At 49.3% G+C, this 26044-nt stretch carries 33 protein-coding genes and 1 pseudogene; all 34 read left to right on the top strand.

Annotated elements, in window-relative coordinates; all coding sequences use genetic code 11:
- The first annotated feature begins 185 nt into the window (after positions 1-185).
- The 34 genes and pseudogenes from rpoB (at position 186) to rplQ (ending at position 26025) form a co-directional block, all read left to right on the top strand.
- Positions 186-4286, top strand: a complete 4101-nt coding sequence (gene rpoB / locus ACNI29_RS01605) for a DNA-directed RNA polymerase subunit beta (RefSeq protein WP_419780442.1) — start codon at positions 186-188, stop codon at positions 4284-4286.
- Between the two features lie 87 nt (positions 4287-4373).
- Positions 4374-8507, top strand: a complete 4134-nt coding sequence (gene rpoC / locus ACNI29_RS01600; protein ID WP_419782075.1) for a DNA-directed RNA polymerase subunit beta' — start codon at positions 4374-4376, stop codon at positions 8505-8507.
- 156 nt (positions 8508-8663) lie between these two features.
- Entirely contained in the window at positions 8664-9035 is a 372-nt protein-coding gene (gene rpsL, locus ACNI29_RS01595) for a 30S ribosomal protein S12 (RefSeq protein ID WP_015851063.1), read from the top strand.
- Positions 9036-9061: 26 nt separating this feature from the next.
- The gene (gene rpsG, locus ACNI29_RS01590; RefSeq protein WP_419780441.1) at positions 9062-9532 is read left to right on the top strand and encodes a 30S ribosomal protein S7; all 471 of its coding nucleotides are present in this window, start codon (positions 9062-9064) and stop codon (positions 9530-9532) included.
- Between the two features lie 12 nt (positions 9533-9544).
- A complete protein-coding gene (gene fusA, locus ACNI29_RS01585; RefSeq protein ID WP_419780440.1) occupies positions 9545-11611 on the top strand; it encodes an elongation factor G in 2067 nt (688 codons plus the stop codon).
- Between the two features lie 252 nt (positions 11612-11863).
- Positions 11864-12181: a 30S ribosomal protein S10 gene (rpsJ, locus tag ACNI29_RS01580; RefSeq protein WP_419780439.1), complete on the top strand. Its 318-nt coding sequence runs from the start codon at positions 11864-11866 to the stop codon at positions 12179-12181.
- A 14-nt stretch (positions 12182-12195) separates the two neighbouring features.
- Positions 12196-12828 (top strand): 50S ribosomal protein L3, encoded by a 633-nt coding sequence (gene rplC / locus ACNI29_RS01575; protein WP_163352551.1) that lies wholly within the window; start codon positions 12196-12198, stop codon positions 12826-12828.
- A gap of 12 nt (positions 12829-12840) precedes the next feature.
- Positions 12841-13461 carry a 50S ribosomal protein L4 gene (rplD, locus tag ACNI29_RS01570; protein WP_419780438.1) on the top strand — a complete coding sequence of 207 codons (621 nt, stop codon included), beginning with the start codon at positions 12841-12843 and terminating at the stop codon, positions 13459-13461.
- Between the two features lie 2 nt (positions 13462-13463).
- Positions 13464-13754 carry a 50S ribosomal protein L23 gene (gene rplW / locus ACNI29_RS01565; RefSeq protein WP_163292213.1) on the top strand — a complete coding sequence of 97 codons (291 nt, stop codon included), beginning with the start codon at positions 13464-13466 and terminating at the stop codon, positions 13752-13754.
- A gap of 3 nt (positions 13755-13757) precedes the next feature.
- Positions 13758-14588: a 50S ribosomal protein L2 gene (gene rplB, locus ACNI29_RS01560; RefSeq protein WP_419780437.1), complete on the top strand. Its 831-nt coding sequence runs from the start codon at positions 13758-13760 to the stop codon at positions 14586-14588.
- A 9-nt stretch (positions 14589-14597) separates the two neighbouring features.
- Positions 14598-14879 (top strand): 30S ribosomal protein S19, encoded by a 282-nt coding sequence (gene rpsS, locus ACNI29_RS01555; RefSeq protein WP_015851071.1) that lies wholly within the window; start codon positions 14598-14600, stop codon positions 14877-14879.
- A 13-nt stretch (positions 14880-14892) separates the two neighbouring features.
- Entirely contained in the window at positions 14893-15225 is a 333-nt protein-coding gene (rplV, locus tag ACNI29_RS01550; protein WP_015851072.1) for a 50S ribosomal protein L22, read from the top strand.
- Between the two features lie 9 nt (positions 15226-15234).
- Positions 15235-15876: a 30S ribosomal protein S3 gene (gene rpsC / locus ACNI29_RS01545; RefSeq protein ID WP_319780464.1), complete on the top strand. Its 642-nt coding sequence runs from the start codon at positions 15235-15237 to the stop codon at positions 15874-15876.
- The gene (gene rplP, locus ACNI29_RS01540; protein ID WP_163352555.1) at positions 15876-16289 is read left to right on the top strand and encodes a 50S ribosomal protein L16; all 414 of its coding nucleotides are present in this window, start codon (positions 15876-15878) and stop codon (positions 16287-16289) included. Before rpsC ends, rplP begins: the two co-directional genes overlap by 1 nt.
- 1 nt (position 16290) lies before the next feature.
- The gene (rpmC, locus tag ACNI29_RS01535; RefSeq protein WP_015851075.1) at positions 16291-16485 is read left to right on the top strand and encodes a 50S ribosomal protein L29; all 195 of its coding nucleotides are present in this window, start codon (positions 16291-16293) and stop codon (positions 16483-16485) included.
- Positions 16486-16488: 3 nt separating this feature from the next.
- Complete coding sequence (gene rpsQ / locus ACNI29_RS01530; RefSeq protein ID WP_319780461.1) at positions 16489-16755, top strand: 30S ribosomal protein S17; 267 nt, start codon at positions 16489-16491, stop codon at positions 16753-16755.
- Between the two features lie 11 nt (positions 16756-16766).
- A complete protein-coding gene (gene rplN, locus ACNI29_RS01525) occupies positions 16767-17135 on the top strand; it encodes a 50S ribosomal protein L14 (protein WP_419780436.1) in 369 nt (122 codons plus the stop codon).
- A 25-nt stretch (positions 17136-17160) separates the two neighbouring features.
- The gene (gene rplX / locus ACNI29_RS01520) at positions 17161-17478 is read left to right on the top strand and encodes a 50S ribosomal protein L24 (protein ID WP_419780435.1); all 318 of its coding nucleotides are present in this window, start codon (positions 17161-17163) and stop codon (positions 17476-17478) included.
- 9 nt (positions 17479-17487) lie between these two features.
- Positions 17488-18027 carry a 50S ribosomal protein L5 gene (gene rplE, locus ACNI29_RS01515; RefSeq protein ID WP_419780434.1) on the top strand — a complete coding sequence of 180 codons (540 nt, stop codon included), beginning with the start codon at positions 17488-17490 and terminating at the stop codon, positions 18025-18027.
- A gap of 12 nt (positions 18028-18039) precedes the next feature.
- On the top strand, positions 18040-18225 hold the full coding sequence (locus ACNI29_RS01510) for a type Z 30S ribosomal protein S14 (protein WP_015337847.1): 186 nt from the start codon (positions 18040-18042) through the stop codon (positions 18223-18225).
- Positions 18226-18240: 15 nt separating this feature from the next.
- Entirely contained in the window at positions 18241-18624 is a 384-nt protein-coding gene (gene rpsH / locus ACNI29_RS01505; protein ID WP_419780433.1) for a 30S ribosomal protein S8, read from the top strand.
- A gap of 12 nt (positions 18625-18636) precedes the next feature.
- The gene (gene rplF / locus ACNI29_RS01500) at positions 18637-19173 is read left to right on the top strand and encodes a 50S ribosomal protein L6 (protein ID WP_419780432.1); all 537 of its coding nucleotides are present in this window, start codon (positions 18637-18639) and stop codon (positions 19171-19173) included.
- A 12-nt stretch (positions 19174-19185) separates the two neighbouring features.
- The gene (gene rplR / locus ACNI29_RS01495; RefSeq protein WP_163352562.1) at positions 19186-19545 is read left to right on the top strand and encodes a 50S ribosomal protein L18; all 360 of its coding nucleotides are present in this window, start codon (positions 19186-19188) and stop codon (positions 19543-19545) included.
- A gap of 16 nt (positions 19546-19561) precedes the next feature.
- On the top strand, positions 19562-20053 hold the full coding sequence (gene rpsE / locus ACNI29_RS01490; protein WP_320009121.1) for a 30S ribosomal protein S5: 492 nt from the start codon (positions 19562-19564) through the stop codon (positions 20051-20053).
- Between the two features lie 12 nt (positions 20054-20065).
- Positions 20066-20239, top strand: coding sequence for a 50S ribosomal protein L30 (gene rpmD, locus ACNI29_RS01485; protein WP_419780431.1), 174 nt, complete (start codon positions 20066-20068; stop codon positions 20237-20239).
- On the top strand, positions 20236-20682 hold the full coding sequence (rplO, locus tag ACNI29_RS01480; RefSeq protein WP_419780430.1) for a 50S ribosomal protein L15: 447 nt from the start codon (positions 20236-20238) through the stop codon (positions 20680-20682). Before rpmD ends, rplO begins: the two co-directional genes overlap by 4 nt.
- Before the next feature lie 3 nt (positions 20683-20685).
- Complete coding sequence (secY, locus tag ACNI29_RS01475; protein ID WP_419780428.1) at positions 20686-21996, top strand: preprotein translocase subunit SecY; 1311 nt, start codon at positions 20686-20688, stop codon at positions 21994-21996.
- A gap of 5 nt (positions 21997-22001) precedes the next feature.
- A complete protein-coding gene (map, locus tag ACNI29_RS01470; protein ID WP_419780427.1) occupies positions 22002-22769 on the top strand; it encodes a type I methionyl aminopeptidase in 768 nt (255 codons plus the stop codon).
- 191 nt (positions 22770-22960) lie between these two features.
- Positions 22961-23074 carry a 50S ribosomal protein L36 gene (gene rpmJ / locus ACNI29_RS01465; protein ID WP_005027799.1) on the top strand — a complete coding sequence of 38 codons (114 nt, stop codon included), beginning with the start codon at positions 22961-22963 and terminating at the stop codon, positions 23072-23074.
- Between the two features lie 12 nt (positions 23075-23086).
- Complete coding sequence (gene rpsM, locus ACNI29_RS01460; protein ID WP_015851089.1) at positions 23087-23458, top strand: 30S ribosomal protein S13; 372 nt, start codon at positions 23087-23089, stop codon at positions 23456-23458.
- Positions 23459-23531: 73 nt separating this feature from the next.
- Positions 23532-23920 (top strand): annotated as a pseudogene (rpsK, locus tag ACNI29_RS01455) (30S ribosomal protein S11).
- 18 nt (positions 23921-23938) lie between these two features.
- Entirely contained in the window at positions 23939-24565 is a 627-nt protein-coding gene (rpsD, locus tag ACNI29_RS01450; protein ID WP_419780426.1) for a 30S ribosomal protein S4, read from the top strand.
- A 13-nt stretch (positions 24566-24578) separates the two neighbouring features.
- Complete coding sequence (locus tag ACNI29_RS01445) at positions 24579-25619, top strand: DNA-directed RNA polymerase subunit alpha (protein WP_419780425.1); 1041 nt, start codon at positions 24579-24581, stop codon at positions 25617-25619.
- A complete protein-coding gene (gene rplQ, locus ACNI29_RS01440) occupies positions 25609-26025 on the top strand; it encodes a 50S ribosomal protein L17 (protein ID WP_419780424.1) in 417 nt (138 codons plus the stop codon). The genes ACNI29_RS01445 and rplQ overlap by 11 nt, the downstream gene beginning before the upstream one ends.
- Positions 26026-26044: the final 19 nt, after the last annotated feature.

Raw genomic sequence — 26044 nt, 5'->3', positions numbered from 1 at the left:
CGGAAAAGGCGCAGCCGGATCTTTTAGCGCGATCAAAATAAACCCTAAAAAAATTTCTTTTCAGGCATGTTGTTCTGCCGCCTACGTTTATCTTGTACTTTTTGACTTGTAACCGACTATTTATTGGTTGATGTTCGTCAAATTGCTTCATTCCAACCCTAACCTTCTCACTTGATGAGGATACGATGGGTCAGCTCAGAAAAATATTTGGAAAGATCAAAGTTACTCTGCCGATTCCCCACTTGCTTGAACTGCAGGTGGATTCCTTCAAAAAATTCCTTCAGGAAGGCGTAGCTCCCGCAAGCCGGGCAGACGTCGGTCTCGAAGGGGTTTTTCGTTCGGTTTTTCCGATTGAAGACTTCAATAAAACTGCAAGCCTCGAATACGTCAGCTATGACATTGGAGAGCCTAAATACGATATGGACGAGTGTATCTCCAAGGGACTCACTTATGAAGCTCCTATACGTATTAAGGTTCGCCTTGTAGTATTTGATGTTGACGAAGAGACCGAAAGCAGAACTATCCGCGACATTAAAGAGCAGGATATTTACTTCGGAACCGTGCCGCTCATGAGTGAGCAGGGTACTTTTATTATAAATGGTACTGAACGTGTAATTGTTAACCAGTTGCAGCGTTCCCCCGGTATCATCTTCGAACATGATTCCGGTAAAACACATACCAGCCGCAGGGTTCTTTATAGCTGCCGCATTATCCCCATGCGCGGTTCCTGGCTGGATTTTGATTTTGACCACAAAGATATTCTCTATGTACGTATCGACCGTCGCCGCAAAATGCCCGCGACCGTACTGCTCAAGGCCATGGGCCTCTCCAAGCAGGATATTCTCGACTACTATTATGAAGTAGAAGAGTTCCAGATTGACCGTCATATTGTTCGCCGTAAGGTCGTTGAGAGCCAGTTCCGTAAGGAAAACGCCTGGGTTGACCTTTGTCTCGAAGATGGCAAAGTCATCGTTAAGCGCGACAAGCAGGTCACCAAATTCGGTTGGAAGAAGCTTGTCCGCGGCGGCGTCGAATACATCGAAGTAGATCCTAAGTCTCTTGTTGGTCAGTTTGCATCCAATGACATCACAGACCCTGATACCGGTGAAGTTATTGCTGAAGCTGCAGATGAGATCACTGAAGAGATCTTTGAGCGTATCATGGAAGTGGGTATCAAGGATGTTAAAGTTCTGCATACTCAGGGTGCTGACGTTTCTTCGGCACTTCGTGATTCCATGATGCTGGACAAGTCCACTGATGTTGAGTCCGCTCAGATTGAGATTTACCGCAGATTGCGTCCAAGTTCTCCGCCCACAGCTGAGATTGCTTCTAACTTCTTTGAGAATCTGTTCCGCAGTTCAGATTACTATGACCTCTCCAGCGTTGGTCGCTATAAGCTGAACGCACGTCTCAATATTGAGACTCCCCTTGAACTGCGCACCCTGACTAATGAAGATATTCTTACTGCGGTTAAGGTACTGCTTAAGCTCAAGGACAGCCACGGTCCCGCTGATGATATTGATAACCTCGGTAACAGACGTGTCCGTCCGGTTGGCGAACTGGTTGAAAACCAGTACCGCATCGGTCTCGTACGTATGGAAAGAGCCATCAAGGAGCGCATGAGTCTCCAGGAAGTGGCTACTCTCATGCCTCATGACCTGATCAACCCCAAACCGGTTGCAGCTGTACTCAAAGAGTTCTTCGGAACTTCCCAGCTCTCCCAGTTCATGGACCAGACCAACCCCCTTTCCGAAGTTACCCATAAGCGCAGACTCTCCGCTCTGGGGCCTGGTGGTCTTACTCGTGAGCGCGCTGGGTTTGAAGTCCGTGACGTTCATGTCTCACATTACGGACGTATCTGCCCTATTGAAACACCTGAAGGACCGAACATTGGTCTGATTGTTTCACTCACTACTTACTCCAAGGTCAACGACTTCGGTTTCATTGAAAGCCCTTACAGGACAATCAAAGACTCCAAGATGACCGACGAGATTTTATATTACGATGCTACTCGCGAAGTAGGGCATGTTGTTGCTCAGGCAAACGCCCCTATCGACGCAGAAGGTGCATTCAAGAACCCGCTGGTTACCGCACGCTTGAACGGTGACGTTTCCATGCATCCGCGTGAAGACACCACCCTGATGGATATCAGCCCCAGCCAGACTGTTTCTGTCTCTGCTGCGCTGATTCCGTTCCTTGAGCATGACGATGCGAACCGCGCACTCATGGGTTCTAACATGCAGCGTCAGGCTGTCCCCCTGCTGAAAACCTCCCAGCCTCTGGTTGGTACCGGCATGGAAGCCAACGTTGCGCAGGATTCCGGTAGCTGTGTTCTCGCCGAGAATGACGGTTATATCGATTATGTTGACGCTGAGCGTCTCGTGGTTCGCTACGACGACGGCATCTATCCTGATACCGGCGGTGTGAAACATTACGAGCTGCAGAAGTGGCACAAGTCCAACCAGAACTCCTGCTACGGTCAGCGTCCCCGTCTGCCTATCGGAACCCGTGTCAAGAAGGGCGATGTCCTTGCTGACGGTCCCGGTATCAAAGACGGTGAACTTGCCCTCGGTAAGAACCTCCTCGTAGCGTTCATGCCTTGGTGTGGTTACAACTTTGAGGACTCCATCCTCATTTCCGAGCGTGTTGTTAAGGAAGACGTGTTTACCTCTGTTCATATTGAGGAATTTGAACTCGTTGCTCGTGACACCAAGCTTGGACCCGAAGAAGTTACCCGCGATATTCCCAACGTGAGTGAAGATATGCTCAGCAATCTTGACGAATGCGGAATCATTCGTCTTGGTGCACGTATCGCTCCCGACGATATTCTTGTCGGTAAGATCACTCCTAAAGGTGAAACACAGCTTACTCCAGAAGAAAAGCTGCTTCGCGCGATCTTCGGTGACAAGGCTCGCGATGTGAAAAACACATCCCTCAAGGTTCCGCCGGGAATCGAAGGTACTATCGTTGACGTCAAAGTCTTCAACCGCCGTTCCGGTGAAAAAGATGACCGTACCAAAAATATCGAGGATTTTGAGCTTGCTAAGCATGACATGAAAGAAAGCAAGCACGTCGAATCCTTGACTACCAAAACCCGCGTTAAAGTTGCGGAAGTGGTAGCTAATAAGCAGATCGCCCAGACCCTCATGGGACGCAGAAAGGGTGAGGTACTTGCTGAAGCCGGTCACATCATCACTGATGAAATTCTGGCTGAAGTACCCCTCAAGAAGCTGGGCGGACTCTTTGCAGATAAAGACACTAACGAAGCAGTTAAACAGCTGCTCGCTGAATACGACAAGCAGATTCGCATCATCAAAGGCATTTATGATGTGAAACGCGAAAAGGTTACCGAAGGTGACGATCTGCCACCGGGCGTTATTAAGATGGTCAAAGTCTACATCGCTGTTAAGCGTAAGCTCAGCGTAGGTGACAAAATGGCTGGTCGCCATGGTAACAAAGGTGTTGTCTCCAACATTCTGCCCGAACAGGATATGCCGTTCTTCGATAACGGTACTCCCATGGACATCGTACTGAACCCGCTTGGTGTTCCGTCTCGTATGAACATCGGTCAGATCATGGAAACACACCTCGGCTGGGCTGCTCTTGCGCTTGGTCAGAAGTTCGCAACCATGCTTGATACAGGTGAAGCCCTCGGCGTTATCCGTCAGGAAATCAAGGACACCTTCGAATCTGAAGACGTCTACGAACTTATCGATTCTCTGGATGACGAGGATTTCAGACTCGCGGTTAACAAAGCTCGCGAAGGTATTGTGACCAAGACCCCGGTCTTTGACGGTGCTACCGAAGATGAAATTTGGGATCTGGTTGGCAAAACCGGTATCGGCGAAGATGGTAAGGTTACCCTCTACGACGGACGTACCGGTGATCCTTTCCACAACCGCGTAACAGTCGGCGTAATGTACATCCTCAAGTTGCACCACCTTGTTGATGAAAAGATTCATGCCCGTTCCACCGGTCCTTACTCGCTGGTTACCCAGCAGCCTCTTGGCGGTAAGGCACAGTTTGGTGGTCAGCGTCTCGGTGAGATGGAAGTTTGGGCTCTTGAAGCGTACGGCGCAGCCTACCTGCTTCAGGAATTCCTGACCGTCAAGTCCGACGACGTAACCGGTCGTGTTAAGATGTACGAAAAGATCGTTAAGGGAGACAACTTCCTTGAAGCCGGTCTGCCCGAATCATTTAACGTTCTGGTCAAAGAGCTTATGTCTCTCGGCCTTGATGTTAATCTGCTTCAGGATGAAGTCGAAGAAACTGCCGACAAGAAATAATGAACGCGGGGGTCTAGAAGGCCCCCGCGACTAAATAAACCTTTTCATGTAAGGGGTATATTAATGAGTCTGGACGAACTGTTCACTATGCGTAGAACATCCGGCGCAGGTCTCGCGGGACGCGGCCTCAAAGGTATTCAGATTTCCATTGCTTCTCCCGAAAAGATCCGTGAGTGGTCCTTCGGTGAAGTCAAGAAGCCCGAGACCATCAACTACAGGACTTTCAAGCCGGAAAGAGATGGTCTTTTCTGTGCTAAAATTTTCGGACCCGTAAAAGACTACGAGTGTAACTGCGGTAAATATAAGCGCATGAAGCACCGCGGCATCGTATGTGAGAAATGCGGTGTTGAAGTTATCGCTTCTAAAGTCAGACGTGAACGCATGGGCCACATTGAGCTTGCAGCTCCTGTCGCCCATATCTGGTTTCTGAAGACACTGCCTTCCAAGATCGGTACCCTGCTGGACATCACCATGGCCGACCTTGAAAAGGTCTTGTACTTCGATTCCTATATTGTGCTTGATCCGGGAGAAACACCCCTCAAGCAGTATCAGATTATTTCTGAAGATCAGTATTTCCAGGTTATCGACCACTACGGCGAAGAGGCTATCGAAGTGGGCATGGGCGCTGAAACGATCAAAGGTCTGTTGGCCCAGATCGATATGCCTACACTGAGACACGAACTTCGTGAAGAATCCCTGACTACCCGTTCTCAGACCAAGAAGAAAAAGCTCACCAAACGTCTCAAGATCGTTGAAGCTTTTCTTGAGTCCGGCAACGATTGCCAGTGGATGATCATGGATGTTGTTCCGGTTATTCCGCCCGAGCTTCGCCCTCTGGTTCCCCTTGATGGCGGACGTTTCGCAACTTCCGACCTTAACGACCTCTACCGTCGCGTCATCAACAGGAACAACCGTCTGAAGCGTCTGATTGAACTTGGCGCACCGGACATCATTATCCGCAACGAAAAGCGTATGCTGCAGGAGTCTGTTGACGCACTGTTCGACAACGGTCGTCGTGGCCGCGCTATTACCGGTACCAACGGCCGTCCCCTGAAATCCCTCTCTGACATGATTAAGGGTAAGCAGGGTCGCTTCCGTCAGAACCTTCTCGGTAAGCGTGTTGACTACTCCGGTCGTTCCGTAATTGTTGTTGGTCCGAAGCTGAAGCTGCACCAGTGCGGTCTTCCCAAGAAGATGGCTCTGGAGCTGTTTAAGCCTTTTATTTACGCCGAACTTGAGCGTCGCGAAATCGCAACAACCATCAAAAGCGCTAAAAAGATGGTTGAACGTGAAGATCTCGTCGTCTGGGATATCCTTGATGATGTTGTCCGCGAATACCCGATTATGCTCAACCGTGCTCCGACCCTTCACCGCCTCGGTATTCAGTCTTTTGAGCCGACTCTGGTCGAAGGTAAGGCGATTCAGCTGCATCCGCTGGTATGTTCAGCTTACAACGCTGACTTTGACGGTGACCAGATGGCTGTACACGTACCTCTTTCTGTTGAAGCACAGATTGAGTGTCGTGTTCTGATGATGTCTTCTAACAACATCCTGTCCCCTGCAAACGGACAGCCCATTATCAACCCTTCGCAGGATATCGTTCTCGGTCTCTACTACCTGACTGTTGAGCGTTCTTTCTCCAAAGGGGAGGGCATGATGTTCACCGCACCTTGGGAAGTTATTGCTGCTCTCGACGCTAAAGTTGTCAGCATGCACGCACGTATCAAAGTCCGCATCGAAGGCGAATTGGTTGAAACCACTCCCGGCCGAATTCTTGTTGGAGAACTGGTTCCGGAAGGTATGGGTTTCGAATACGCCAACGTGGTCATGACTAAAAAGAACATCGCTAAGCTCGTTTCCAGTGCTTACCGCACAGCAGGCAGTAAAGCGACTGTTATCCTCTGTGACCGCCTTAAGGACCTCGGTTATGAGCACGCAACACGTGCAGCAATAACCATCGGTGTTAAGGACCTGACAATTCCTGCCAAAAAGGCCGGATTGCTTGATGATGCATATGCCGAAGTAGAAGACATTGAATCCCAGTATCGTGAAGGTATTATTACCCGTACTGAGAAATACAACAAAGTTGTCGACGTTTGGACTAAAGTTACTAATGACGTTTCAGCTGAGATGACCAATGAAATGTCTACAGATGTCATGGTTGACCCCAAGACCGGTAAAGAGGAAACAAACTCCTCCTTCAACCCGGTCTTCATGATGGCTCATTCCGGTGCTCGAGGTAACCAGGACCAGATGCGTCAGCTCGCAGGTATGCGTGGTCTGATGGCGAAACCTTCCGGTGAAATTATCGAAACTCCGATTACTTCATCCTTCCGTGAAGGTCTCTCCGTTCTTCAGTACTTCATTTCTACTCACGGTGCTCGTAAAGGTCTCGCTGATACTGCGCTGAAAACTGCGAACTCCGGTTACTTGACACGTCGTCTCGTTGACGTTGTTCAGGATGTGACCATTGCAGAACATGACTGCCGCACAGTTGATGGACTTGAGCTGACCCACTACATCAAAGGTGGCGAAATCAAGGAAAGACTGTCCGAAAAGGTTCTTGGCCGCGTGACAATCTATGACGTAGTTAAAGAAGATACTGGTGAGATTCTTGTTCCTGCTGATTCTCTTATTGATGAAGCAGCAGCTAAGGCCATCGATGACAACGGTATCAACTCTATGACTGTCCGTTCTCCGCTGACCTGTCGTTCCAAACATGGTATCTGCGCTATGTGTTACGGTCGTGATCTCGCACGAGGACATGTTGTAAACGTAGGTGAAACCGTTGGTATCATCGCTGCGCAGTCCATTGGTGAACCTGGAACACAGCTGACAATGCGTACCTTCCATATCGGTGGTACCGCATCTCGTGAAATTCAGCAGTCATCTTTTGAAGCACAGCATAACGGTTCTATTGTTATGAACCGCATGCGCTCAGTACGTAACGTCGATGGCCATCAGATGGTACTTGGTAAGAGTTGCCAGGTCGGTGTTGTGGATGAGCAGGGCAGGGAACGCGAAAAATACGTTCTTCCCCTTGGTGCAAAATTATTTGTCGAAGAAGGGCAACAGATCACACAAGGAACCATGCTGGCCGAGTGGGATCCGCTTGCAGAACCCTTCATCACAGAAGTAACTGGTATCGTTAAGTTTTCCGACCTTGTTGAAGGTAAAACTTATCAGGAACGTGTTGACGAAGCCACAGGACAGGCTACTTACACAATCCAGGAGTACCGGACAACCAACTTTAAGCCGTCAATTTCTATCTGCGACGAAGAGGGAGAACCCTTGACTCGTCCGGGATCCACCCTGAAAGCGATTTACCCGCTGCCGGTTGGAGCGATTTTGATGGTTAAGGACGGTAATGTCATTAATGCTGGTGACATTATTGCCCGTAAGCTCCGCGAAACCTCGAAGACCAAAGACATCGTTGGTGGTCTTCCCCGAGTTGCGGAACTGTTTGAAGTGCGTAAACCAAAGGAACTTGGAATCATTTCGGAGATTGATGGTGTGGTCTCCTATGGACCTGAATCCAAAGGCAAGCGCAAAATTGTTGTTACCCCTGAAATAGGTGAAACAAAAGAATATCTCGTGCCCAAAGGCCGTCATATCACAGCTCAGGAAGGCGACTTCGTTGAAGCCGGTGACCTGATGACTGAAGGTCTGCCCGAACTGCACGATATCCTGAAAGTTAAAGGTGAGAAATTTCTCGCACGCTTTCTGGTTGAGGAGATTCAGGACGTTTACCGTTTTCAGGGTGTTGGAATTAACGATAAGCACATTGAAGTTATTGTCCGCCAGATGCTCAAGAAGGTCAGCATCGTTGATCCCGGTGAGACCCACTTTCTTGTGGGCGAACAGGTGGACAAGCAGCGTTTCATGGAAACCAACCAGGACGCAGTTGCTAACGGACTTAAGCCTGCTACCGCACAGACACATGTTCTCGGTATTACCCAGGCTTCACTTTCAACCGCCTCTTTTATCTCTGCTGCTTCATTTCAGGAGACTACCAAGGTTCTTACCGAGTCTTCACTTTGTGGCAAGAAGGATTACCTGCGCGGCTTGAAAGAAAACGTCATCGTTGGTCGACTCATTCCGGCTGGTACCGGTTTCCGTAAGTACGCACGCACAGATATTATCGTTCCCGATCAGCCTGAACGTGCCGATAAGTTCCTCGAAGAACTTGAAGAAGAACCGTTGCTCGTTAACGAAAGATAGTGCTGGCGCCAATACGCAGAACCGGTCTGTTGAGCAGGTGGTTGCAGCCTGACTCGCATGACAACGGAGCAGATATTTCACAATTTGTCTTGACAAATTGTGAAATATTAGTCTAACTGCGTCGGTCTTTGTAATTAAACTTAATTTGGAGGGTTCATGCCAACCATCAATCAGCTTATAAGAAAAGGGCGTGAAAAGCAGCTCAAGCGTAAGAAGACTCCTGCGCTTCAGGCCTGCCCCCAGCGCCGTGGCGTATGCACTCGCGTGTACACCACAACCCCTAAGAAGCCTAACTCCGCACTGCGTAAGGTCGCTCGTGTGCGTCTGACCAATGCCATCGAAGTTACTGCATACATCGGTGGTGAAGGTCATAACCTTCAGGAACACTCTGTGGTACTTATCCGTGGTGGTCGTGTAAAAGACTTACCTGGTGTTCGTTACCACATCGTCCGCGGCTCCCTCGACACCGCTGGTGTTGCAGATCGTCGTCAGGGTCGTTCCAAGTATGGCGCAAAGCGTCCTAAATAGCATTAAATTCCAAGGAGTATACCAATATGCCTCGTAAAGGTCCGGTACCCAAAAGACAGATTCTTCCCGATCCGGTATACGGTTCTCAGCTCGCTACCAAGTTCATGAATAGACTCATGTACGACGGAAAGAAGAGTGTGTCTGAAAATATATTCTACCAAGCTCTTGAATTCCTCGGTGACAAAACCCAGGAAGATCCGATCAAGGCTTTTGAAAAGGCAGTGGAAAACGTTAAGCCTCACGTAGAAGTTAAGTCCCGCCGTGTTGGTGGTGCTACTTACCAGGTTCCCGTAGAAGTTCGCCCTGAGCGTCAGGTTTCCCTGGCTATCAGATGGCTGATCAACTTCGCGCGTTCCAGGGGTGAGAAGGGCATGGTCGCCCGTCTTAGCGGTGAGTTCCTCGATGCTTACAACAAGCGCGGCGGAGCTGTGAAGAAAAAGGAAGACACCCATCGTATGGCCGAAGCCAACAAGGCTTTTGCTCACTACCGTTGGTAATCGGAGTACAAAGTGGCTAGAAAGGTTGCTAGAGATAAACAGCGTAATATTGGTATCATGGCCCACATTGATGCGGGTAAGACTACCACTACCGAGCGCATTCTTTTCTATACTGGTGTTTCTCACAAGATCGGTGAAGTTCATGACGGCGAAGCCACTATGGACTGGATGGTACAGGAGCAGGAACGCGGTATTACCATTACCAGTGCTGCTACCACCTGTATGTGGAAAGATCACCGTATCAACATTATTGATACTCCCGGTCACGTTGACTTCACTATGGAAGTTGAACGTGCACTGCGCGTACTCGACGGTGCAGTTGCCGTTTTCGACGCAGTAGCCGGTGTTGAGCCTCAGTCTGAAACCGTATGGCGTCAGGCTGACAGATATAAAGTTCCCCGTATGGCTTTCGTTAACAAGATGGACCGTATCGGAGCAGATTTCTTCCGCTGTGTAGAAATGCTCAAGGATCGTCTTGGCGCTAAAGCTGTACCTCTTCAGATCCCCATTGGAGCTGAAGACGAGTATCAGGGTGCAATTGACCTTATCACTGGTAAGGCCTTCATCTACACTGACGACATGGGCAAGGACTATTCTATTGAAGATATCCCTGCTGACATGATGGATCAGTATGAAGCTATGCGCCTTGAATTGATCGAAGCTATTGCTGAAGAAGACGAAGAGCTTCTTGATAAGTATCTCGGCGGTGAAGATCTTACCCCCGAAGAAATTATTAAGGGTATCCGCGCAGCTACCATCAGCCTGACCATCTGCCCCGTTCTTTGCGGCACCGCATTCAAGAACAAAGGTGTGCAGCCTCTGCTTGACGCTGTTGTTGACTATCTTCCTTCTCCCATGGATATTGCTGCTATTGTTGGTGCCGAGCCCGGAACTGATAAGGAAATTGAGTGTCCCTGTGATGACAATCTTCCGCTTGCAGCTCTCTCCTTCAAGCTCATGACCGACCCCTTCGTTGGTCACCTTACCTTCCTGCGTCTGTACTCCGGTAAAATTGAATCCGGTGCTACATTTATCAACGGCGCAACAGGTAAAAAAGAGCGTATCGGTCGTCTGCTCAAGATGCATGCTAACAAGCGTGAGGAAATCAAGGAAGCATACGCTGGTGACATCGTAGCTGCTGTTGGACTTAAAAACATGGCTACCGGTGACACTCTCTGCGAACAGAAGAACGCAGTTGTCCTCGAATCCCTCGATATTCCCGAACCGGTTATCGAAGTTGCTATTGAGCCCAAGACCAAGGCTGACCGCGATCTGCTCAGCCAGGGCCTCGCCAAGCTCGCTAAAGAAGACCCCTCTTTCCGCGTTAAAGGTGACGAGGAAACCGGTCAGACTTTGATCTCCGGTATGGGCGAACTTCACCTTGAAGTTATTGTTGACCGCCTCTTGCGGGAATTCAATGTTAACGCAAACGTCGGTGCTCCTCGCGTTGCTTACCGTGAAACTATCACCAAAAAGGTTGAAGTTGATCATAAGTACGCAAAGCAGTCCGGTGGTCGTGGTCAGTACGGTCACGTTGTTGTTACCATCGAGCCCAACAAAGAAAGTGAATACGAATTCGTCGACGAAATTAAAGGCGGCGTAATTCCGAAAGAATACATCCCCGCAGTTGACCGTGGTATGCACGATGCAATGAAGAACGGTGTTATCGCCGGCTTCCCGCTCGTAGATATTAAGGCAACCCTTACTTATGGTTCCTACCACGATGTTGACTCCTCTGAGCAGGCTTTCTACATTGCCGGTTCTATGGCACTTAAGGAAGCGGTTAAAAAAGCTGCTCCCCAGTTGCTCGAGCCCATCATGTCTGTTGAAGTAGTTACTCCTGAAGAGTACCTCGGTGACGTTATGGGTGACCTTAACGGTCGCCGCGGTCGTGTAGGCTCCATGGAAGCCCGTGCTAACGCACAGGTAGTAAAGTGTGATGTACCCCTTAGCGAAATGTTCGGTTATGCAACTGATCTCCGCTCCAAGACTCAGGGTCGCGCAACTTTCACCATGCAGTTTGACCACTACGAGCCTGTTCCAGCTTCCATCGCTGAAGAGCTGATTAACAAAAATTAGATTTATTTTAATTTTTCGTTGAAATAAGCTTGACAGCAAAGCTGAAAAAGCACTATACCTCCCGGACCTCGTTAAGAGATTCGGGGGGTTCTTTTTTTACGGGAACCACCCCGTGAAACCACAGAGATAGGGTATAAGGTCCGGCATGCTGGCTGGACGACCATACCAGGCCAGGAAGGGTTCACCTCACATTCCTTCTTACCGTTGCAAGTAATAAAAGGCCGTCTCTGAATTCATTTAGGAGAAATTAACATGGTTTCTATGACTAGTGATCGTATCAGGATCAAGCTCAAGGCATACGACTACCGTATCCTTGATAAAGCAGTTACCGAGATTGTGGATACTGCCCGCAATACTGGCGCTGCTATCGCAGGTCCCGTCCCGCTGCCCACACAGATCAGCCGTACTACCATTCAGCGTTCTGTGCACGTAGACAAAAAGTCTCGTGAGCAGTTTGAGATGAGAATCCACAAGCGTCTGCTTGACATTCTTGAACCCACCCAGCAGACCGTTGACGCACTTGGCAAGCTCAGCCTGCCCGCTGGTGTTGACGTTGAAATCAAGCTGTAAGGGAGGGCTTCAACATGGCAAAAACTATCGGTTTACTCGGTAAAAAACTGGGCATGACCCGCGTCTTCGCTGACGACGGTTCTATCGTGCCTGTCACTGTTCTCGAAGTAGGTCCTTGTCCTGTTATGCAGGTCAAGACTGAAGAGAAGGAAGGCTACAACGCCATCCAGCTCGGCTACGACGCTCTTCCTGAGCGCAAGGTTAACAAGCCCGCTAAAGGTCATCAGGAAAAAGCCGGTAAAGGCTACTTCCGTCACCTTCGCGAGTTTCCCCTTGAGTCTGTAGCTGACTACGAACTGGGCCAGGAAATCTCCGTGGACATCTTTGCCGCAGGTGAAAAGGTCAAAGTGACCGGCACCTCCAAGGGTAAAGGTTTTCAGGGCGTAATGAAGCGTTGGAACTTCGCTGGTTCCCGAGCTTCTCACGGTGCTGAAAAGGTACACCGTTCTCCTGGTTCCATCGGCCACGCTACTTTCCCTGGCAAAGTATTCAAAGGCAAAAAAATGCCCGGTCAGATGGGTAATGAGCGCGTTACTGTTTCCAACATCGAAATCGTAGACGTTCGCACCGACGAAAATGTTCTTGTGGTAAAGGGACAGGTTCCCGGTCCTAAGAACGGTCTGGTGATGATCCGCAAGACCAGCTAGAGGAATTAAAAAATGGCTACCATTACTATATATGATCAAACTAAAAAGGAAGTAGGGAGCATGGATCTTGCTCCGGAAGTTTTCGAAGTTCCGGTCAAGCCTGAAATCCTGCATCTCGTAGTACGTTCCCAGCTTGCAGCCAAACGCCAGGGTACTCATGCCACTAAAACTCGTGGTATGAAACGTGGCGGTGGTGCTAAGCCCTGGCGCCAGAAAGGTACCGGTCGTGCACGTGCGGGCTCCACCCGTTCACCATTGTGGCGTGGTGGTGGAACTACTTTCGGTCCCCAGCCCCGTGACTACTCCTTCAAGGTAAATAAAAAGGTCCGCCGTCTGGCTCTCAGAATGGCTCTGACTTCCCGTTTCAGCGAAGAGAAGCTGATGGTTGTTAAGTCTATCGACCTTCCCGAGATCAAGACCAAGCTCTTCATAGAAGTTGCTGACGCTCTCGGTCTGAATAAAGCCTTGGTTATCGTCAAGGACGCTGATAATAAACTCCTCCTTTCTGCGAGGAACATCCCTGGCATCAAGCTCATCTCTGCCGACCAGCTGAATGTTTATGACATTCTGAAGCATCGTCAGGTTGTTATGCTTGAGAATGCAGCACAGGATCTGCAGGAGAGGTTGAAATAGTCATGGACTATACTCAGATTCTTATCAAACCGGTCATTTCGGAAAAGGCCACTGACATTAAAGAGTCCTCTAATCAGGTCGCTTTTTATGTGCTGCCTTCTGCCAACAAGACTGAAGTCAAAAAAGCAGTTGAGTCTGCTTTTGACGTAAAGGTTGATTCCGTACGTATCGTACGTAAAAGACCCGGTCTTCGCAGAAAGTTCGGCCGTGTTGTCGGTAAATTGTCCGGCTACAAGAAAGCTTATGTTAAGCTTTCTGCGGGCGAAAAAATCGAATTCTTCGAAGGAGTTTAAGAGATGGCTACCCGTAAGCTGAAGCCGACCTCCCCTGGTCGCCGGTTCCAGACTATCTCCACCTTTGAGGAGATCACAAAGTCTACTCCGGAAAAGTCCCTTACCAAGGGGCTGACCAAGAAGGCCGGTAGAAACAATAACGGCCGGATTACTTCCCGTCGTCGTGGCGGTGGCGTTAAACGTCTTTACCGTATCATCGACTTCAAACGTAACAAGTTGGAAGTACCCGCTACTGTTGCTTCAATCGAATATGATCCCAACAGGTCCGCTCGCATCGCTCTTCTGCACTACGCAGATGGTGAAAAGCGCTACATCCTTTGTCCCGTTGGACTGAACAAGGGTGACAAAATTCTCGCTGGTGAGAAAGCCGACATCAAACCCGGTAACGCTCTCCTGCTGAAGAACATTCCTGTTGGTACTATCGTTCACAATATCGAATTGTATCCCGGAAAAGGCGGCCAGTTCTGCCGCGCTGCCGGTACCTACGCACAGCTCATCGCAAAAGAAGGCAAATATGCTCTTCTGCGTATGCCTTCCGGTGAAGTCCGCAAGGTTCTCGCAACTTGCTGCGCTACTGTAGGTCAGGTTGGTAACATCCACCACGAAAACATTACCCTCGGTAAGGCTGGTCGTAACCGCTGGCTGGGTCGTAGACCTAAAGTTCGTGGTGTTGCCATGAACCCGATTGATCACCCCCTCGGTGGTGGTGAAGGTCGCAGTTCCGGTGGTAGACACCCCGTTTCTCCTTGGGGTATGCCTGCTAAGGGATACAAGACCCGCAGTAAGAAGAAACCTTCTTCCAAGCTCATCGTTAAACGCCGCGGGCAGAGGTAGGAGACTGTAATGCCAAGATCACTGAAAAAAGGCCCGTTTATTGACGATCATCTGCTTAAAAAGGTCGTAAAAGCTCAGGAATCAGGTGACCGCAAGGTTATCCAGACCTGGTCCCGTCGCTCCACTATCATTCCTGAAATGGTAGGTCTGACCTTCGCAGTTCATAATGGCCGTAAGTTTATCCCTGTCTTCGTGACCGAAAACATGGTAGGACATAAGCTGGGCGAATTCTCCCCCACCCGTACCTACTACGGCCACGCTGCTGACAAGAAAAGCAAGGCCAAACGCTAGAAGGTGTTGAGCAATGGAAGCAAGAGCTATTGCAAAATATATGCGCATTTCTCCTAGGAAAGTGCGCTTGGTAGCGGAAAACATCAAGGGAAAGCCGGTTGAGGAAGCCCTCAACATCCTGAAGTTCACCCCCAAAAAGGGTGCTGAAATGCTCAGTAAAGTGCTTTACTCTGCAGTGGCTAACGCCGAGCAGATTCCCGGAGTGGATGTTGACTCTCTCTGCGTAGACATCGTCAAAGTTGATGAAGGTCCTACTTGGAAGAGAATTCAGCCCAGGGCTATGGGTCGTGCGTATCGCATTCGCAAGCGCACCAGCCATATAACCGTCGTAGTAAAAGAAATGTAGGGTAGTGTCATGGGTCAGAAAGTACATCCATACGGCTTCAGACTTGGATACACCAAGAACTGGCTTTCCAGATGGTTCTCCAGTAAGGACTATCCCGCTTTCGTCTACGAAGACGACAGCATTCGTAAATATGTAAAAGAGAAGATCTTCCACGCAGGCGTCTCTAAAATTGAGATTGAGCGTGCCGGTGGTAAAATCCGCCTGATCATCCACACTGCTCGTCCCGGTATTGTTATCGGCCGTAAAGGTGTTGAGATTGAAAAACTTCGTGAAGATCTTCGTAGAAAGTTTAATAAAGAATTCGCTCTCGAAGTAAACGAAATTCGCCGTCCCGAAACCGACGCGCAGCTCGTTGCTGAGAACATTGCTCAGCAGCTTGAGCGCCGTGTGGCTTTCCGTCGCGCTATGAAGCGCATTGTGGGCCTCGCTCGCAAGTTCGGCGCAGAGGGTATCAAAGTGGCTTGTGCTGGCCGTCTCGCCGGTGCTGAAATCGCACGTACCGAATGGTACCGCGATGGCCGTGTGCCCCTTCAGACTCTCAGAGCTGACATCGACTACGGTGTTGCACGCGCTAACACTACTTACGGTGTTATCGGCATCAAGGTCTGGATCTTCAAAGGTGAAATTCTCGACCACGAGGTGGAACAGTAATGCTATCACCTAAAAAAGTTAAATTCCGTAAGCGTCAGAAAGGCCGCCTGAAAGGTAAAGCTCAGCGCGGTTCCACTATCGCTTTCGGCGATATTGCAATCAAGACTCTGGAACACGGAAAACTTACCAACAACCAGATTGAAGCAGCTCGTGTCGCTATCATGCGTCACATCAAGCGTGGCGGCCAGGTATGGATCAGGGTTTTCCCCGATATGCCTATCACCGCTAAGCCTGCTGAAGTCAGACAGGGTAAAGGTAAAGGCTCCCCGGTTGGTTGGGTGGCTCCGGTTAAACCCGGTCGCATTCTCTACGAAGTGAAGGGTGTTGACATTGAACTGGCCAAAGAGGCTTTGGTCCGTGCATCTCACAAGCTTCCTGTTAAAACTACCATTGTAGTGAAGGAGGGGTTGTAAAATGAAAGCCAAAGAACTTCGTGAACTCGACAACGCTGCTCTGAACGAGAAGCTTGCAGAAGCCCGTCAGGAGCTTTTCAACCTTCGTTTCCAGCACGCTACTGCACAGCTGGAAAACACCCAGAGACTGTCTGATGTTAAAAAAGACATCGCAAAGATTCTCACCGTGCAGCGTGAAAAGGAACTGGGAGCATAAGCCATGGCAGAGCTTAATCTGAAAGGAAACAGGCGCGTGCTGACCGGCGTAGTTGTCTCTGATAAAGCCGACAAGACTATTGTCGTGCGTTGTGAGACTCTCGTGAAGCACCCCCTGTATAAAAAATTCATCCGTCGCCACACCAAATTCATGGCACATGATCCGTCCAATGAGTGCGGTATCGGCGATAAGGTGCAGATTGTTGAATTCCGCCCCCTTAGCCGGCGCAAAAGGTGGCATCTCGATAAAATTCTGGAAAAAGCAGTTTAGGGGTATTAGCTATGATTCAGGTAGAATCCAAACTTGACGTAGCGGATAACTCTGGTGCCAAGAAAGTATCTTGTATTAAGGTACTGGGCGGTTCCAAGAGACGCTACGCCAGTGTCGGAGACATTATTGTGGTTTCCGTTAAGGAAGCGATGCCCCATTCCAAAGTGAAGAAGGGCGCTGTGATGAAAGCTGTCGTTGTTCGGACCAAGAAAGAAATTGGTCGTCCTGACGGTTCTTACATCAAGTTCGACAATAACTCTGCCGTTCTTCTTAATAACTCAAGTGACCCGGTTGGGACCCGTATTTTCGGGCCCGTAGCTAGAGAACTCAGAAGCGCAGGCTTCATGAAGATTGTTTCTCTGGCTCCCGAGGTACTGTAATCCTTATCACAAGAAGGTAAACGGCATGAACAAAATACATGTTGATGACAAAGTAATGGTCATCGCCGGCAAGGATAAGGGGAAGATCGGCAAGGTCCTTAAGATCAACCGCAAAAAGGACATCGTCCTTGTAGAGCAGGTTAATATGGTTTCCAGGCACACCAAGCCTAATCCGTATGCAAACCAGCCCGGCGGAATTGTTGAGAAAGAAGCCCCTGTTCACATCTCCAACATTCAGGTTGTGTGCCCCGCTTGCACAAAAGCAACCCGTGTTGGCGTACGTGAGACCGAAGACGGAAAGAACATCCGTTTTTGTAAAAAATGTAACGAAATCATCGACTAGGGTTTTGCGATGACACGTCTCGAACAAATATATACGGACAAGGTCGCCCCGGCTCTCAACAAAGAGTTCGGGTACAAGAGTACGATGGAGATTCCCGGTATCAAGGCAATCTCTCTTAACATCGGACTCGGTGAAGCAAGCCAGAACGCTAAGCTCATCGACGGTGCTGTTGAAGAACTGACTGCAATTGCAGGTCAGCGCGCAGTGGTCACCAGAGCGAAAAAGTCAATTGCAGCTTTTAAGCTGCGCGAAGGAATGCCTGTAGGTTCCCGTGTTACTCTTCGTAGAGATCACATGTGGGACTTTCTGGACAAGCTGATTAGCTTTGCACTTCCTCGTGTACGCGACTTTCGCGGTATTCCTGACAAAGGCTTCGATGGACGCGGTAACTTCACCCTCGGAATCAAGGAACTGACTATCTTTCCTGAGATTCAGCTCGATAAAATCGAGATCACCAAAGGGATGAACGTGACTATCGTCACCTCCGCTAAAACTGATAAAGAAGGCAAGATGCTCCTCGAGCTTCTTGGTATGCCCTTCAAGAAATAGGAGGATATCGTTTTGGCCAGGACAGCTTTAAAAGTTAAGGCGAAACGTAAGCCTAAGTTCAAAGTGCGCGAATATAACAGATGCCCCATCTGCGGTCGTCCTCGTGCATTCCTGCGTAAATATGGCATCTGCCGTATCTGCTTCAGGGAAAAGGCCCTTGCGGGTGAACTTCCCGGCGTGCGTAAAGCCAGCTGGTAATATAAGGAGTTTAAAATGCCTGTTGTCGATCCTATCGCCGATATGCTGACCCGCATTCGCAATGCACACGGTGCTTATCACAAGACCGTGTCCATTCCCGGGTCCAAGATCAAAACAGCTATCGCTGGGATTCTTAAGGATGAAGGTTACATCATTGACTTCACTGCTGAAGACAATGAGATTAACGTCACCCTTAAGTATGTTGATGGAAAAGCCCTCATTAGTGGCATGAAGAAAATCAGCACACCCGGTCGTCGCGTGTTTGTAGGCGTTGAAGATATTCCCTCTGTCCTTAATGGACTCGGGATTTGCATACTTTCCACTTCAAAGGGCGTAGTTGACGGCGTTAAAGCGAAAGAGCTTAACGTTGGCGGCGAACTCTTGTGCGAAATCTGGTAGAGAGGTTTTATTATGTCCAGAATTGGAAAAAAACCTGTTGAGATACCTTCCGGAGTGGAAGTAACTGTTGGTGCTGACGTGGTTTCCGTAAAGGGCCCCAAAGGCACCATCACCACCCCGGTACACCCCATGGTCAGCTTCACCATTGCTGATAATGCGGTCGAGGTGAAGAGGTCTGGCGATTCCCGTCAGGAACGTGCTCAGCACGGCCTGCACCGTTCCCTGCTTGCCAACTGCATTGAAGGAGTCTCCAAAGGCTTCTCCAAGACTTTGGAAGTGGTCGGTGTTGGTTACAAGGTTAACGTACAGGGTAAAATGATCGTTTTGAACGTCGGTTTTTCCCATCCCGTTAACTACGAACTGCCTGCTGGAATCGAAGCTAACGCAGAAGGCAACACCAAACTCACCATCAGCGGCGTTGATAAGCAGTTGGTTGGTGAAGTTGCTGCGCAGCTTCGTCGTGTACGTCCGCCGGAGCCTTACAAAGGCAAAGGCATCAAGTACATTGATGAACAGATCAGACGTAAAGCCGGTAAGTCCGGTAAATAGTAGGGTAAAGCCATGAAAATGACTAAAGAACAGGCAAGACAGCGTAAAAAGATCCGCATCCGCAAAAAAATCAGCGGTACTGCAGCTCGCCCGCGTCTTGTTGTATTCCGTTCAAATAAGCACATCTACGCTCAGCTCGTGGATGATCTGATTGGCAAAACCGTTACCGCTTCTTCTTCCAAAGCACTTGCAAAAGACGGTGAAGCTCTTAAGCTCACTTGCGAGACTGCAGCTCAGGTCGGTAAAGACATCGCTGCAAAAGCTAAGGAACTTAAAATCGAAACAGTTGTTTTCGACCGTAGCGGCTATATCTATCACGGCAGGGTTAAGGCCCTGGCAGACGGCGCTCGTGAGGGTGGCCTGAAATTCTAAACTTATGGGAATATCCATGGAACAGAATGATCTGGGTCTGATTGAAAAAATCGTTTACCTCAACCGAGTTGCAAAAGTTGTAAAGGGCGGTAGAAGGTTTTCCTTCAGTGCTCTGGTTGTGGTAGGTGACGGTAAAGGTCAGGTCGGTTTCGGACTTGGTAAGGCAAACGAGGTTCCTGAAGCTATTAGAAAAGCTTCTGAGAAAGCTCGCAAAGAAATGATCACCGTTCCTCTGTTGGACGGAACTCTTCCTTACGAAGTTCTCGGCCGTTACGGTGCAGGACGCGTAATGCTCAAGCCCGCTTCCAAGGGTACCGGTATTATTGCCGGTGGTCCGGTGCGCGCGGTACTTGAAGTTGTAGGCGTACACGATATCCTTACTAAGGCTATCGGCACCAACAACCCGCATAACGTCCTTCGCGCGACTATCGCCGGACTTGCTTCCCTGCGCAGTGCTGACGAGGTCGGCCAGCTTCGCGGGAAGAAAGTTGTGACTCCCAGAAAGTAGGAGGACATAGTTATGCTTAAGGTAAAACTCGTTCGCAGCATGATCGGCTGCAATCCCAAACAGCGTGCCACTGTTAAGGCACTGGGACTGCGCAAGATCAGACAGGAAAAAAGCTTTGAAGATACTCCCGTCGTAAGAGGGATGATCAAAAAAGTTGAGCACCTTGTGGAGGTAACTGAATCATGAGGCTGCACGAAATATATCCGTTCCAAGAGGAACGTAAGAATCGCAAGCGCGTAGGTCGCGGCGGCGGCTCCGGCTGGGGTGGAACCTCCGGCAAGGGTCACAAAGGTCAGAACGCCCGCTCCGGCGGCGGTGTTCCCGCCTGGTTTGAAGGTGGTCAGATGCCTCTGGCTCGTCGTCTGCCTAAGCGCGGTTTCAAGAATCCTTTCCGCGAAGAGTACGTAGCACTCAACGTTGGTCAGATTCTTGGTGCCTTCGAAGGCAAAACTGAAATCTCCCTCGAAGACTTTTACGAAAGAGGCCTTTGCAAAAAAGGTGCTCTCGTTAAAGTCCTCGGCATGGGCGAAGTAAGTGCTGCTGTTACCATCGAAGCACACCGCTTCAGCGCATCTGCGACTGAAAAGATCACAAAGGCAGGTGGTACTGCCAAAGCCCTGGAAGGATAAAACGTGGCATTGTCTGGAGTTGATAATCTTTCCCGACTGCCGGAACTGAAGAGTAAGCTCTTTTGGACTTTTCTTCTTCTGGCTGTCTACCGGATCGGGATTCACATCCCGGTCCCGGGCGTAGACAGCGCAGCATTGGCCGATTTTTTTGAGAGTGTTTCCAACACTCTCTTCGGCCTTTTTGACATGTTCTCAGGCGGCGGGTTGCGTAACTTGTCCATATTCGCGTTAGGGATTATGCCCTATATCTCCGCGTCTATTATCGTTCAACTTCTAGGTGTGGTTAGTCCCACCATTAAGCGACTTCAGGATGAAGGGGCTCAGGGACGCAAGAAGATTACGCAGTACACCAGATACGGCACTGTACTGATTACATTAGTTCAGGGTTTCGGCATCGCTGTGGGACTGGAAAGTATGACCAGTCCTACTGGTGCTCCCGTAGTACTGCATGCAGGATGGGCCTTCCGAGGAATCACCATTCTGACTCTGACAGCTGGTACTGTTTTCCTGATGTGGCTCGGTGAGCAAATGACCGAGAAAGGCATCGGCAACGGTATCTCAATGATCATTTTTGCCGGTATTGTTGCAGGTCTCCCGGCCGCAATCTTTAATACCGTCAGACTTATGCAGGCTGGAGAAATTACTCTCTTCCTGCTGTTGTTTGTTATGGCATTCATGGTCGCCATTCTCGCTTTTATCGTCTATATGGAGCGCGGACAGCGCAGGATACCAATACATTATGCCAAGCGCATGATGGGACGCAAAATGATGGGTGGACAGACCACTCATCTGCCGTTGCGAATCAACACCGCCGGTGTTATTCCTCCGATTTTTGCTTCTTCTATCCTGATGTTCCCTGCGACCTTGGCCAGCTTCTCCAACAACGAGATTCTGTCTAAGTTCTCTGCGTACTTCGCTCCGTCTTCCATAATATACAACGTAGTATACATCGCTCTGATTATCTTTTTCTGCTATTTCTACACTGCGATCATGTTTGATCCCAAAGGAATTGCAGAGAACATTAAAAAGCAGGGCGGTTTTATCCCCGGTATTCGTCCCGGTACCAAAACTCGTGAATACATTGACCGTGTTTTGACCAGGATCACTCTCTGGGGATCTCTGTACGTAGCTGCTATCTGCGTACTGCCTATGATTCTTATTGCCCAGTTCAATGTGCCATTTTACTTCGGTGGAACCGCACTGCTCATCGTTGTCGGTGTAGCAATGGACTTCATGGGTAAGATAGAATCCTACATGATTTCCCGTCAGTACGAGGGACTCATGGGTAAGGGTAGTAAAGTAAAGGGCAGGTAATTGCTTTGAAAAAGTACAGAGGTATCTACCTCAAGAATGACAAGGAGATTGGCCTCATGCGTGAGGCCAATCGTCTTGTTTCTACCATTTTGGATATGTTGGGTGAAACTATCAAGCCTGGTATCACAACCATGAGTCTTGAAAATATCGCCTGCAAAGCTTGTGATGATTTTGGGGTTAAACCCGCATTCAAAGGCTATCATGGGTTTCCATATGCCCTTTGCTGTTCCGTGAATGAGGAAATTGTTCACGGATTTCCTTCTGAGAAGAGAATTCTTAAAGACGGAGATATTGTCAGCATCGATATGGGAGTCATCTATCAGGGGTTTTACGGGGATTCAGCCCGCACGTACCCGGTAGGTGCAATTGCTGGAAGTACCAGCAAGTTGCTTGATGTAACACGTGAATCTTTGATGCGTGGGATAAAACAAGCATTGCCTGGCAACAGTCTTTATGATATCTCCCGGGCTGTTCAGGAATATGCTGAAGGGTTTGGCTACGGAATTGTCCGTCGTTTTGTAGGTCATGGTATTGGCCGCAACCTTCATGAAAAGCCTGAAGTACCTAATTTTGTTCCCTCTGGTCTTCCCGGTGTTCAGCTAAGAACGGGAATGGTCTTGGCCATCGAACCGATGGTGACAGAAGGTTCGCATGACATCGAAATTCTCGATGACAAATGGACCGCAGTGACCAAGGACAGGAAGCTGTCCGCCCACTTCGAGCACACCGTTGCCATTACTTCTGAAGGGCCTATAATTTTGAGCCTTTCTTGATTTTATTTTTTAGTGTACTGCAGGGGTTGATTTTATTGAAATCGTTCTGTAGAGTACACGTCTTGAATTTCGCGGCAACGAAAGACTGGCATGGATCGGCTACCCTTTAGCCGGGTGGCTGAGGCATTAAGGCCACAATCGGCTAGCTCCCGATTGTTAAAACTGTTTAACTGCATTATTTGGAGACGGTCATGAAAGTAAGACCATCTGTTAAGAAGATTTGTCCCAAATGCAAAGTAATCAGACGCAAGGGTGTTCTGCGGGTTATTTGTGAAAACCCCAGACACAAACAGCGTCAAGGATAGAGAGGTATAACTGTGGCTCGTATCGCTGGAGTAGACCTTCCGAAAAATAAGCGTTTGGATATTGCACTGACTTACATCTACGGAGTAGGTCGGACTACCGCTCTCAAGATTCTTGATACTGTTGGTATCGACTGGACCCTCAAAACTGACGATCTCAGTGGCGAGCAGGTGAACACCATCCGTAAGGAACTTGAAGATAATTACAAAGTTGAAGGTGACCTTCGCCGTGATCAGATTGCTGACATTAAGCGTCTGATGGATATCGGCTGTTACCGTGGACTGCGTCACCGCCGCGGACTGCCCGTGCGTGGTCAGAGCTCCAAGACTAATGCGAGAACTCGCAAAGGTCCCCGTCGCTCTGTGATGAGCAGAAAGAAGAAATAATTCAATCCGCAGTTGTCAGACCATGTAAAGGTCTTCGGTGCTGCTGATGTAAATTCATTCTGGAGAGAATGGTATGGCTAGACCTCGCCGTTCCGGCAAGAAAAAGAGAAAAAGAATGTTCCCGTGGGCATCGCCCACGTTAAAGCAACATTCAATAATACCATCATTACCTTCACTGACCTGAAAGGTAACGTGATCAGCTGGGCTACTTCCGGTGCATCCGGTTTCAAGGGATCAAGAAAATCTACTCCCTTTGCCGCACAGGTTGCTGCTGAAACTGCTGCCAGGAAAGCTCAGGATCAAGGTATGCGTACCGTTGGTATTTTCGTCAAAGGCCCCGGCTCCGGTCGTGAAGCAGCGATGCGCGCAATCGGTAACGTCGGTATGAAGGTTAACTTCATTCGCGATATCACACCCATCCCGCACAACGGCTGTCGTCCGCCGAAACGTCGCAGGGTCTAATTTCGAAGGAGTAAAACCTTGGCCAGATATACTAAAGCAAAGTGCAGACTGTGCCGCCGTGAAGGTGAAAAGCTTTTCATCAAAGGCGACCGCTGCTTTACTGATAAGTGCTCTTATGAACGTCGTCCTTATGCTCCCGGTATTGCCGGTCGCATGAGAAAGAAAATGAGTGACTACGCAATTCAGCTTCGTGAGAAGCAGAAAGTGCGTCGTATGTACGGTGTCCTCGAAGGCCAGTTCCGCAGCTATTTCAAGCGCGCAGACGGCATGAAAGGTGTTACCGGTGCAAACCTGCTCATGCTTCTTGAGACCCGCCTTGACAACACTGTTTACCGTCTCGGTTTCGCTAACTCTCGCGATCAGGCTCGCCAGCTCGTGAGACACGGCATCTTCACCAAAAACGGCAGACGTGTTAACGTACCTTCCATGCAGGTAAAACCCGGTGATGTAATCGAGGTTCGTGAAGATTCTCGCAAAATCCCCGTGATTACTGAAGCACAGGAAGTTATTGCCCGTCGTGGCTGCCCTGAGTGGCTCGAAGCCGACGGTGCAAATTTCAAAGGTGAAGTTAAAGCGATGCCGACTAGGGAAGATATCCAGTTCCCTATCAACGAACAGCTGATTGTCGAGCTGTACTCCAAATAAGAAGGATTAGTGCATGCTTATTCAAGACGGTGACAAACTCATCAACACCCGCAACTGGGCCGAGCTGGTTAAGCCGGAACAGCTTGTGCGTGACCCCAAGTCTAACGAGCTTTATGGTAAGTTCATTTGTGAACCCCTGGAGCGCGGATTTGGAACAACCATCGGTAACTCTCTCCGTAGAGTTCTGCTCTCCTCAATGCAGGGGGCTGCCGCGGTTGCTGTAAAGATCGAAGGAGTTCAGCACGAATTCACCACTATTGAAGGTGTGATGGAAGATGTGACTGAGATTGTTCTGAACATCAAGCAGATCAGATTCGCAATGACTACAGATGAACCCCAGTTTCTTACCCTCCGGGTAAACAAGCAGGGTGTCGTCACCGCAGCTGATATTCAGGAAAACCAGAACGTCAAAGTCCTCAATCCTGAGCAGATTATTGCGACTCTCTCCGAGAAGATGGACCTGGAGATGACTTTCGAAATCCGCATGGGCAAGGGCTATGTTCCTGCTGACATGCACGAAGGCCTTGTCAACGAAATCGGTCATATCGTACTCGACTCCAGCTTCTCTCCCATTCGTAAGGTTGCTTACAGTGTGGAGCAGGCTCGAGTCGGTCAGATGACCAACTACGACAAGCTTATTCTCGAAGTTTTCACTGACGGTTCCGTTACCCCTGAGGATGCAATTGCCTACAGTGCAAAGATCCTCAAGGAACAGCTCTCCGTATTCATCAACTTTGATGAAATGGGTTCCGAGCAGGAAGAGTCCAAAGAAAGCGACCTCGATCTCAACCCGAATCTGTTCAAGAGCATTGACGAACTCGAACTGTCCGTTCGTGCTACTAACTGCCTTAAGGCTGCCAACATTCGCATTGTTGGTGAACTTGTGCAGCGCACTGAACAGACCATGCTTAAAACCAAGAATTTCGGACGTAAGTCTCTCGACGAAATCCGTCGTGTTCTTGACAGCATGGAACTCAAGTTCGGTATGGTCCTCGAGGATTTCGATAAAAAGCATCAGGAATGGCTGAAGAGGAAAGAGAAAAATGAGGCATAAAAAGTCCGGAAGAAAGTTCAACAGGAGCAATTCCCACAGGAAAGCCATGCTGAGAAACATGGTTCGCTCTCTGCTGACCTACGAACATATCCGTACCACCGAGCCTAAGGCAAAAGAACTGAGAAGCTCCTGTGAGAAGCTGATCACTCTTGCCCTTCGCAACGACCTCCACTCCAGACGTCTTGCATACAAGACTCTCGAGAACCATGGTCTTGTTAAGAAGCTCTTCGATGAGATCGGCCCCCGCTATGAAGGCGGCGGCGGTGGTTACACCCGCATCATCAAGCTCGCTGAACCCCGTAAGGGCGATTGCGCTCCTATGTGCATCATTGAGCTGACAAAACGTGCTGAAGCTGAAGAGGCTGCAGCGACTGAAGCTCCCGCTGAGGAAGCTCAGGAAGCATAAATCAATGCTTACTCAAGGG

The organism is Maridesulfovibrio spiralis (SeqCode), from assembly GCF_048571135.1.
Taxonomy (GTDB): domain Bacteria; phylum Desulfobacterota; class Desulfovibrionia; order Desulfovibrionales; family Desulfovibrionaceae; genus Maridesulfovibrio; species Maridesulfovibrio spiralis.
The sequence above is the reverse complement of the archived record's forward strand: the minus strand, read 5'-3'. Positions and strand labels throughout refer to the sequence as shown.

Excerpts from the sequence above, each read along its gene's own strand:
- rpsE (WP_320009121.1), top strand. The coding sequence starts at position 19,562 with ATGGAACAGAATGATCTGGGTCTGATTGAAAAAATCGTTTACCTCAAC.
- rpmC (WP_015851075.1), top strand. The coding sequence starts at position 16,291 with ATGAAAGCCAAAGAACTTCGTGAACTCGACAACGCTGCTCTGAACGAG.
- rplN (WP_419780436.1), top strand. The coding sequence starts at position 16,767 with ATGATTCAGGTAGAATCCAAACTTGACGTAGCGGATAACTCTGGTGCC.
- rpoB (WP_419780442.1), top strand. The coding sequence starts at position 186 with ATGGGTCAGCTCAGAAAAATATTTGGAAAGATCAAAGTTACTCTGCCG.
- rplB (WP_419780437.1), top strand. The coding sequence starts at position 13,758 with ATGGCTACCCGTAAGCTGAAGCCGACCTCCCCTGGTCGCCGGTTCCAG.
- rplQ (WP_419780424.1), top strand. The coding sequence starts at position 25,609 with ATGAGGCATAAAAAGTCCGGAAGAAAGTTCAACAGGAGCAATTCCCAC.
- ACNI29_RS01445 (WP_419780425.1), top strand. The coding sequence starts at position 24,579 with ATGCTTATTCAAGACGGTGACAAACTCATCAACACCCGCAACTGGGCC.
- rpoC (WP_419782075.1), top strand. The coding sequence starts at position 4,374 with ATGCGTAGAACATCCGGCGCAGGTCTCGCGGGACGCGGCCTCAAAGGT.
- rplV (WP_015851072.1), top strand. The coding sequence starts at position 14,893 with ATGGAAGCAAGAGCTATTGCAAAATATATGCGCATTTCTCCTAGGAAA.
- rpsH (WP_419780433.1), top strand. The coding sequence starts at position 18,241 with ATGCCTGTTGTCGATCCTATCGCCGATATGCTGACCCGCATTCGCAAT.
- rpsG (WP_419780441.1), top strand. The coding sequence starts at position 9,062 with ATGCCTCGTAAAGGTCCGGTACCCAAAAGACAGATTCTTCCCGATCCG.
- rplP (WP_163352555.1), top strand. The coding sequence starts at position 15,876 with ATGCTATCACCTAAAAAAGTTAAATTCCGTAAGCGTCAGAAAGGCCGC.
- rpmD (WP_419780431.1), top strand. The coding sequence starts at position 20,066 with ATGCTTAAGGTAAAACTCGTTCGCAGCATGATCGGCTGCAATCCCAAA.
- rplF (WP_419780432.1), top strand. The coding sequence starts at position 18,637 with ATGTCCAGAATTGGAAAAAAACCTGTTGAGATACCTTCCGGAGTGGAA.
- rplC (WP_163352551.1), top strand. The coding sequence starts at position 12,196 with ATGGCAAAAACTATCGGTTTACTCGGTAAAAAACTGGGCATGACCCGC.
- rplW (WP_163292213.1), top strand. The coding sequence starts at position 13,464 with ATGGACTATACTCAGATTCTTATCAAACCGGTCATTTCGGAAAAGGCC.
- rpsJ (WP_419780439.1), top strand. The coding sequence starts at position 11,864 with ATGGTTTCTATGACTAGTGATCGTATCAGGATCAAGCTCAAGGCATAC.
- rpsL (WP_015851063.1), top strand. The coding sequence starts at position 8,664 with ATGCCAACCATCAATCAGCTTATAAGAAAAGGGCGTGAAAAGCAGCTC.
- rplX (WP_419780435.1), top strand. The coding sequence starts at position 17,161 with ATGAACAAAATACATGTTGATGACAAAGTAATGGTCATCGCCGGCAAG.
- rplE (WP_419780434.1), top strand. The coding sequence starts at position 17,488 with ATGACACGTCTCGAACAAATATATACGGACAAGGTCGCCCCGGCTCTC.
- rpsQ (WP_319780461.1), top strand. The coding sequence starts at position 16,489 with ATGGCAGAGCTTAATCTGAAAGGAAACAGGCGCGTGCTGACCGGCGTA.
- rpsC (WP_319780464.1), top strand. The coding sequence starts at position 15,235 with ATGGGTCAGAAAGTACATCCATACGGCTTCAGACTTGGATACACCAAG.
- rpsS (WP_015851071.1), top strand. The coding sequence starts at position 14,598 with ATGCCAAGATCACTGAAAAAAGGCCCGTTTATTGACGATCATCTGCTT.
- rpmJ (WP_005027799.1), top strand. The coding sequence starts at position 22,961 with ATGAAAGTAAGACCATCTGTTAAGAAGATTTGTCCCAAATGCAAAGTA.
- rplR (WP_163352562.1), top strand. The coding sequence starts at position 19,186 with ATGAAAATGACTAAAGAACAGGCAAGACAGCGTAAAAAGATCCGCATC.
- rplD (WP_419780438.1), top strand. The coding sequence starts at position 12,841 with ATGGCTACCATTACTATATATGATCAAACTAAAAAGGAAGTAGGGAGC.
- rplO (WP_419780430.1), top strand. The coding sequence starts at position 20,236 with ATGAGGCTGCACGAAATATATCCGTTCCAAGAGGAACGTAAGAATCGC.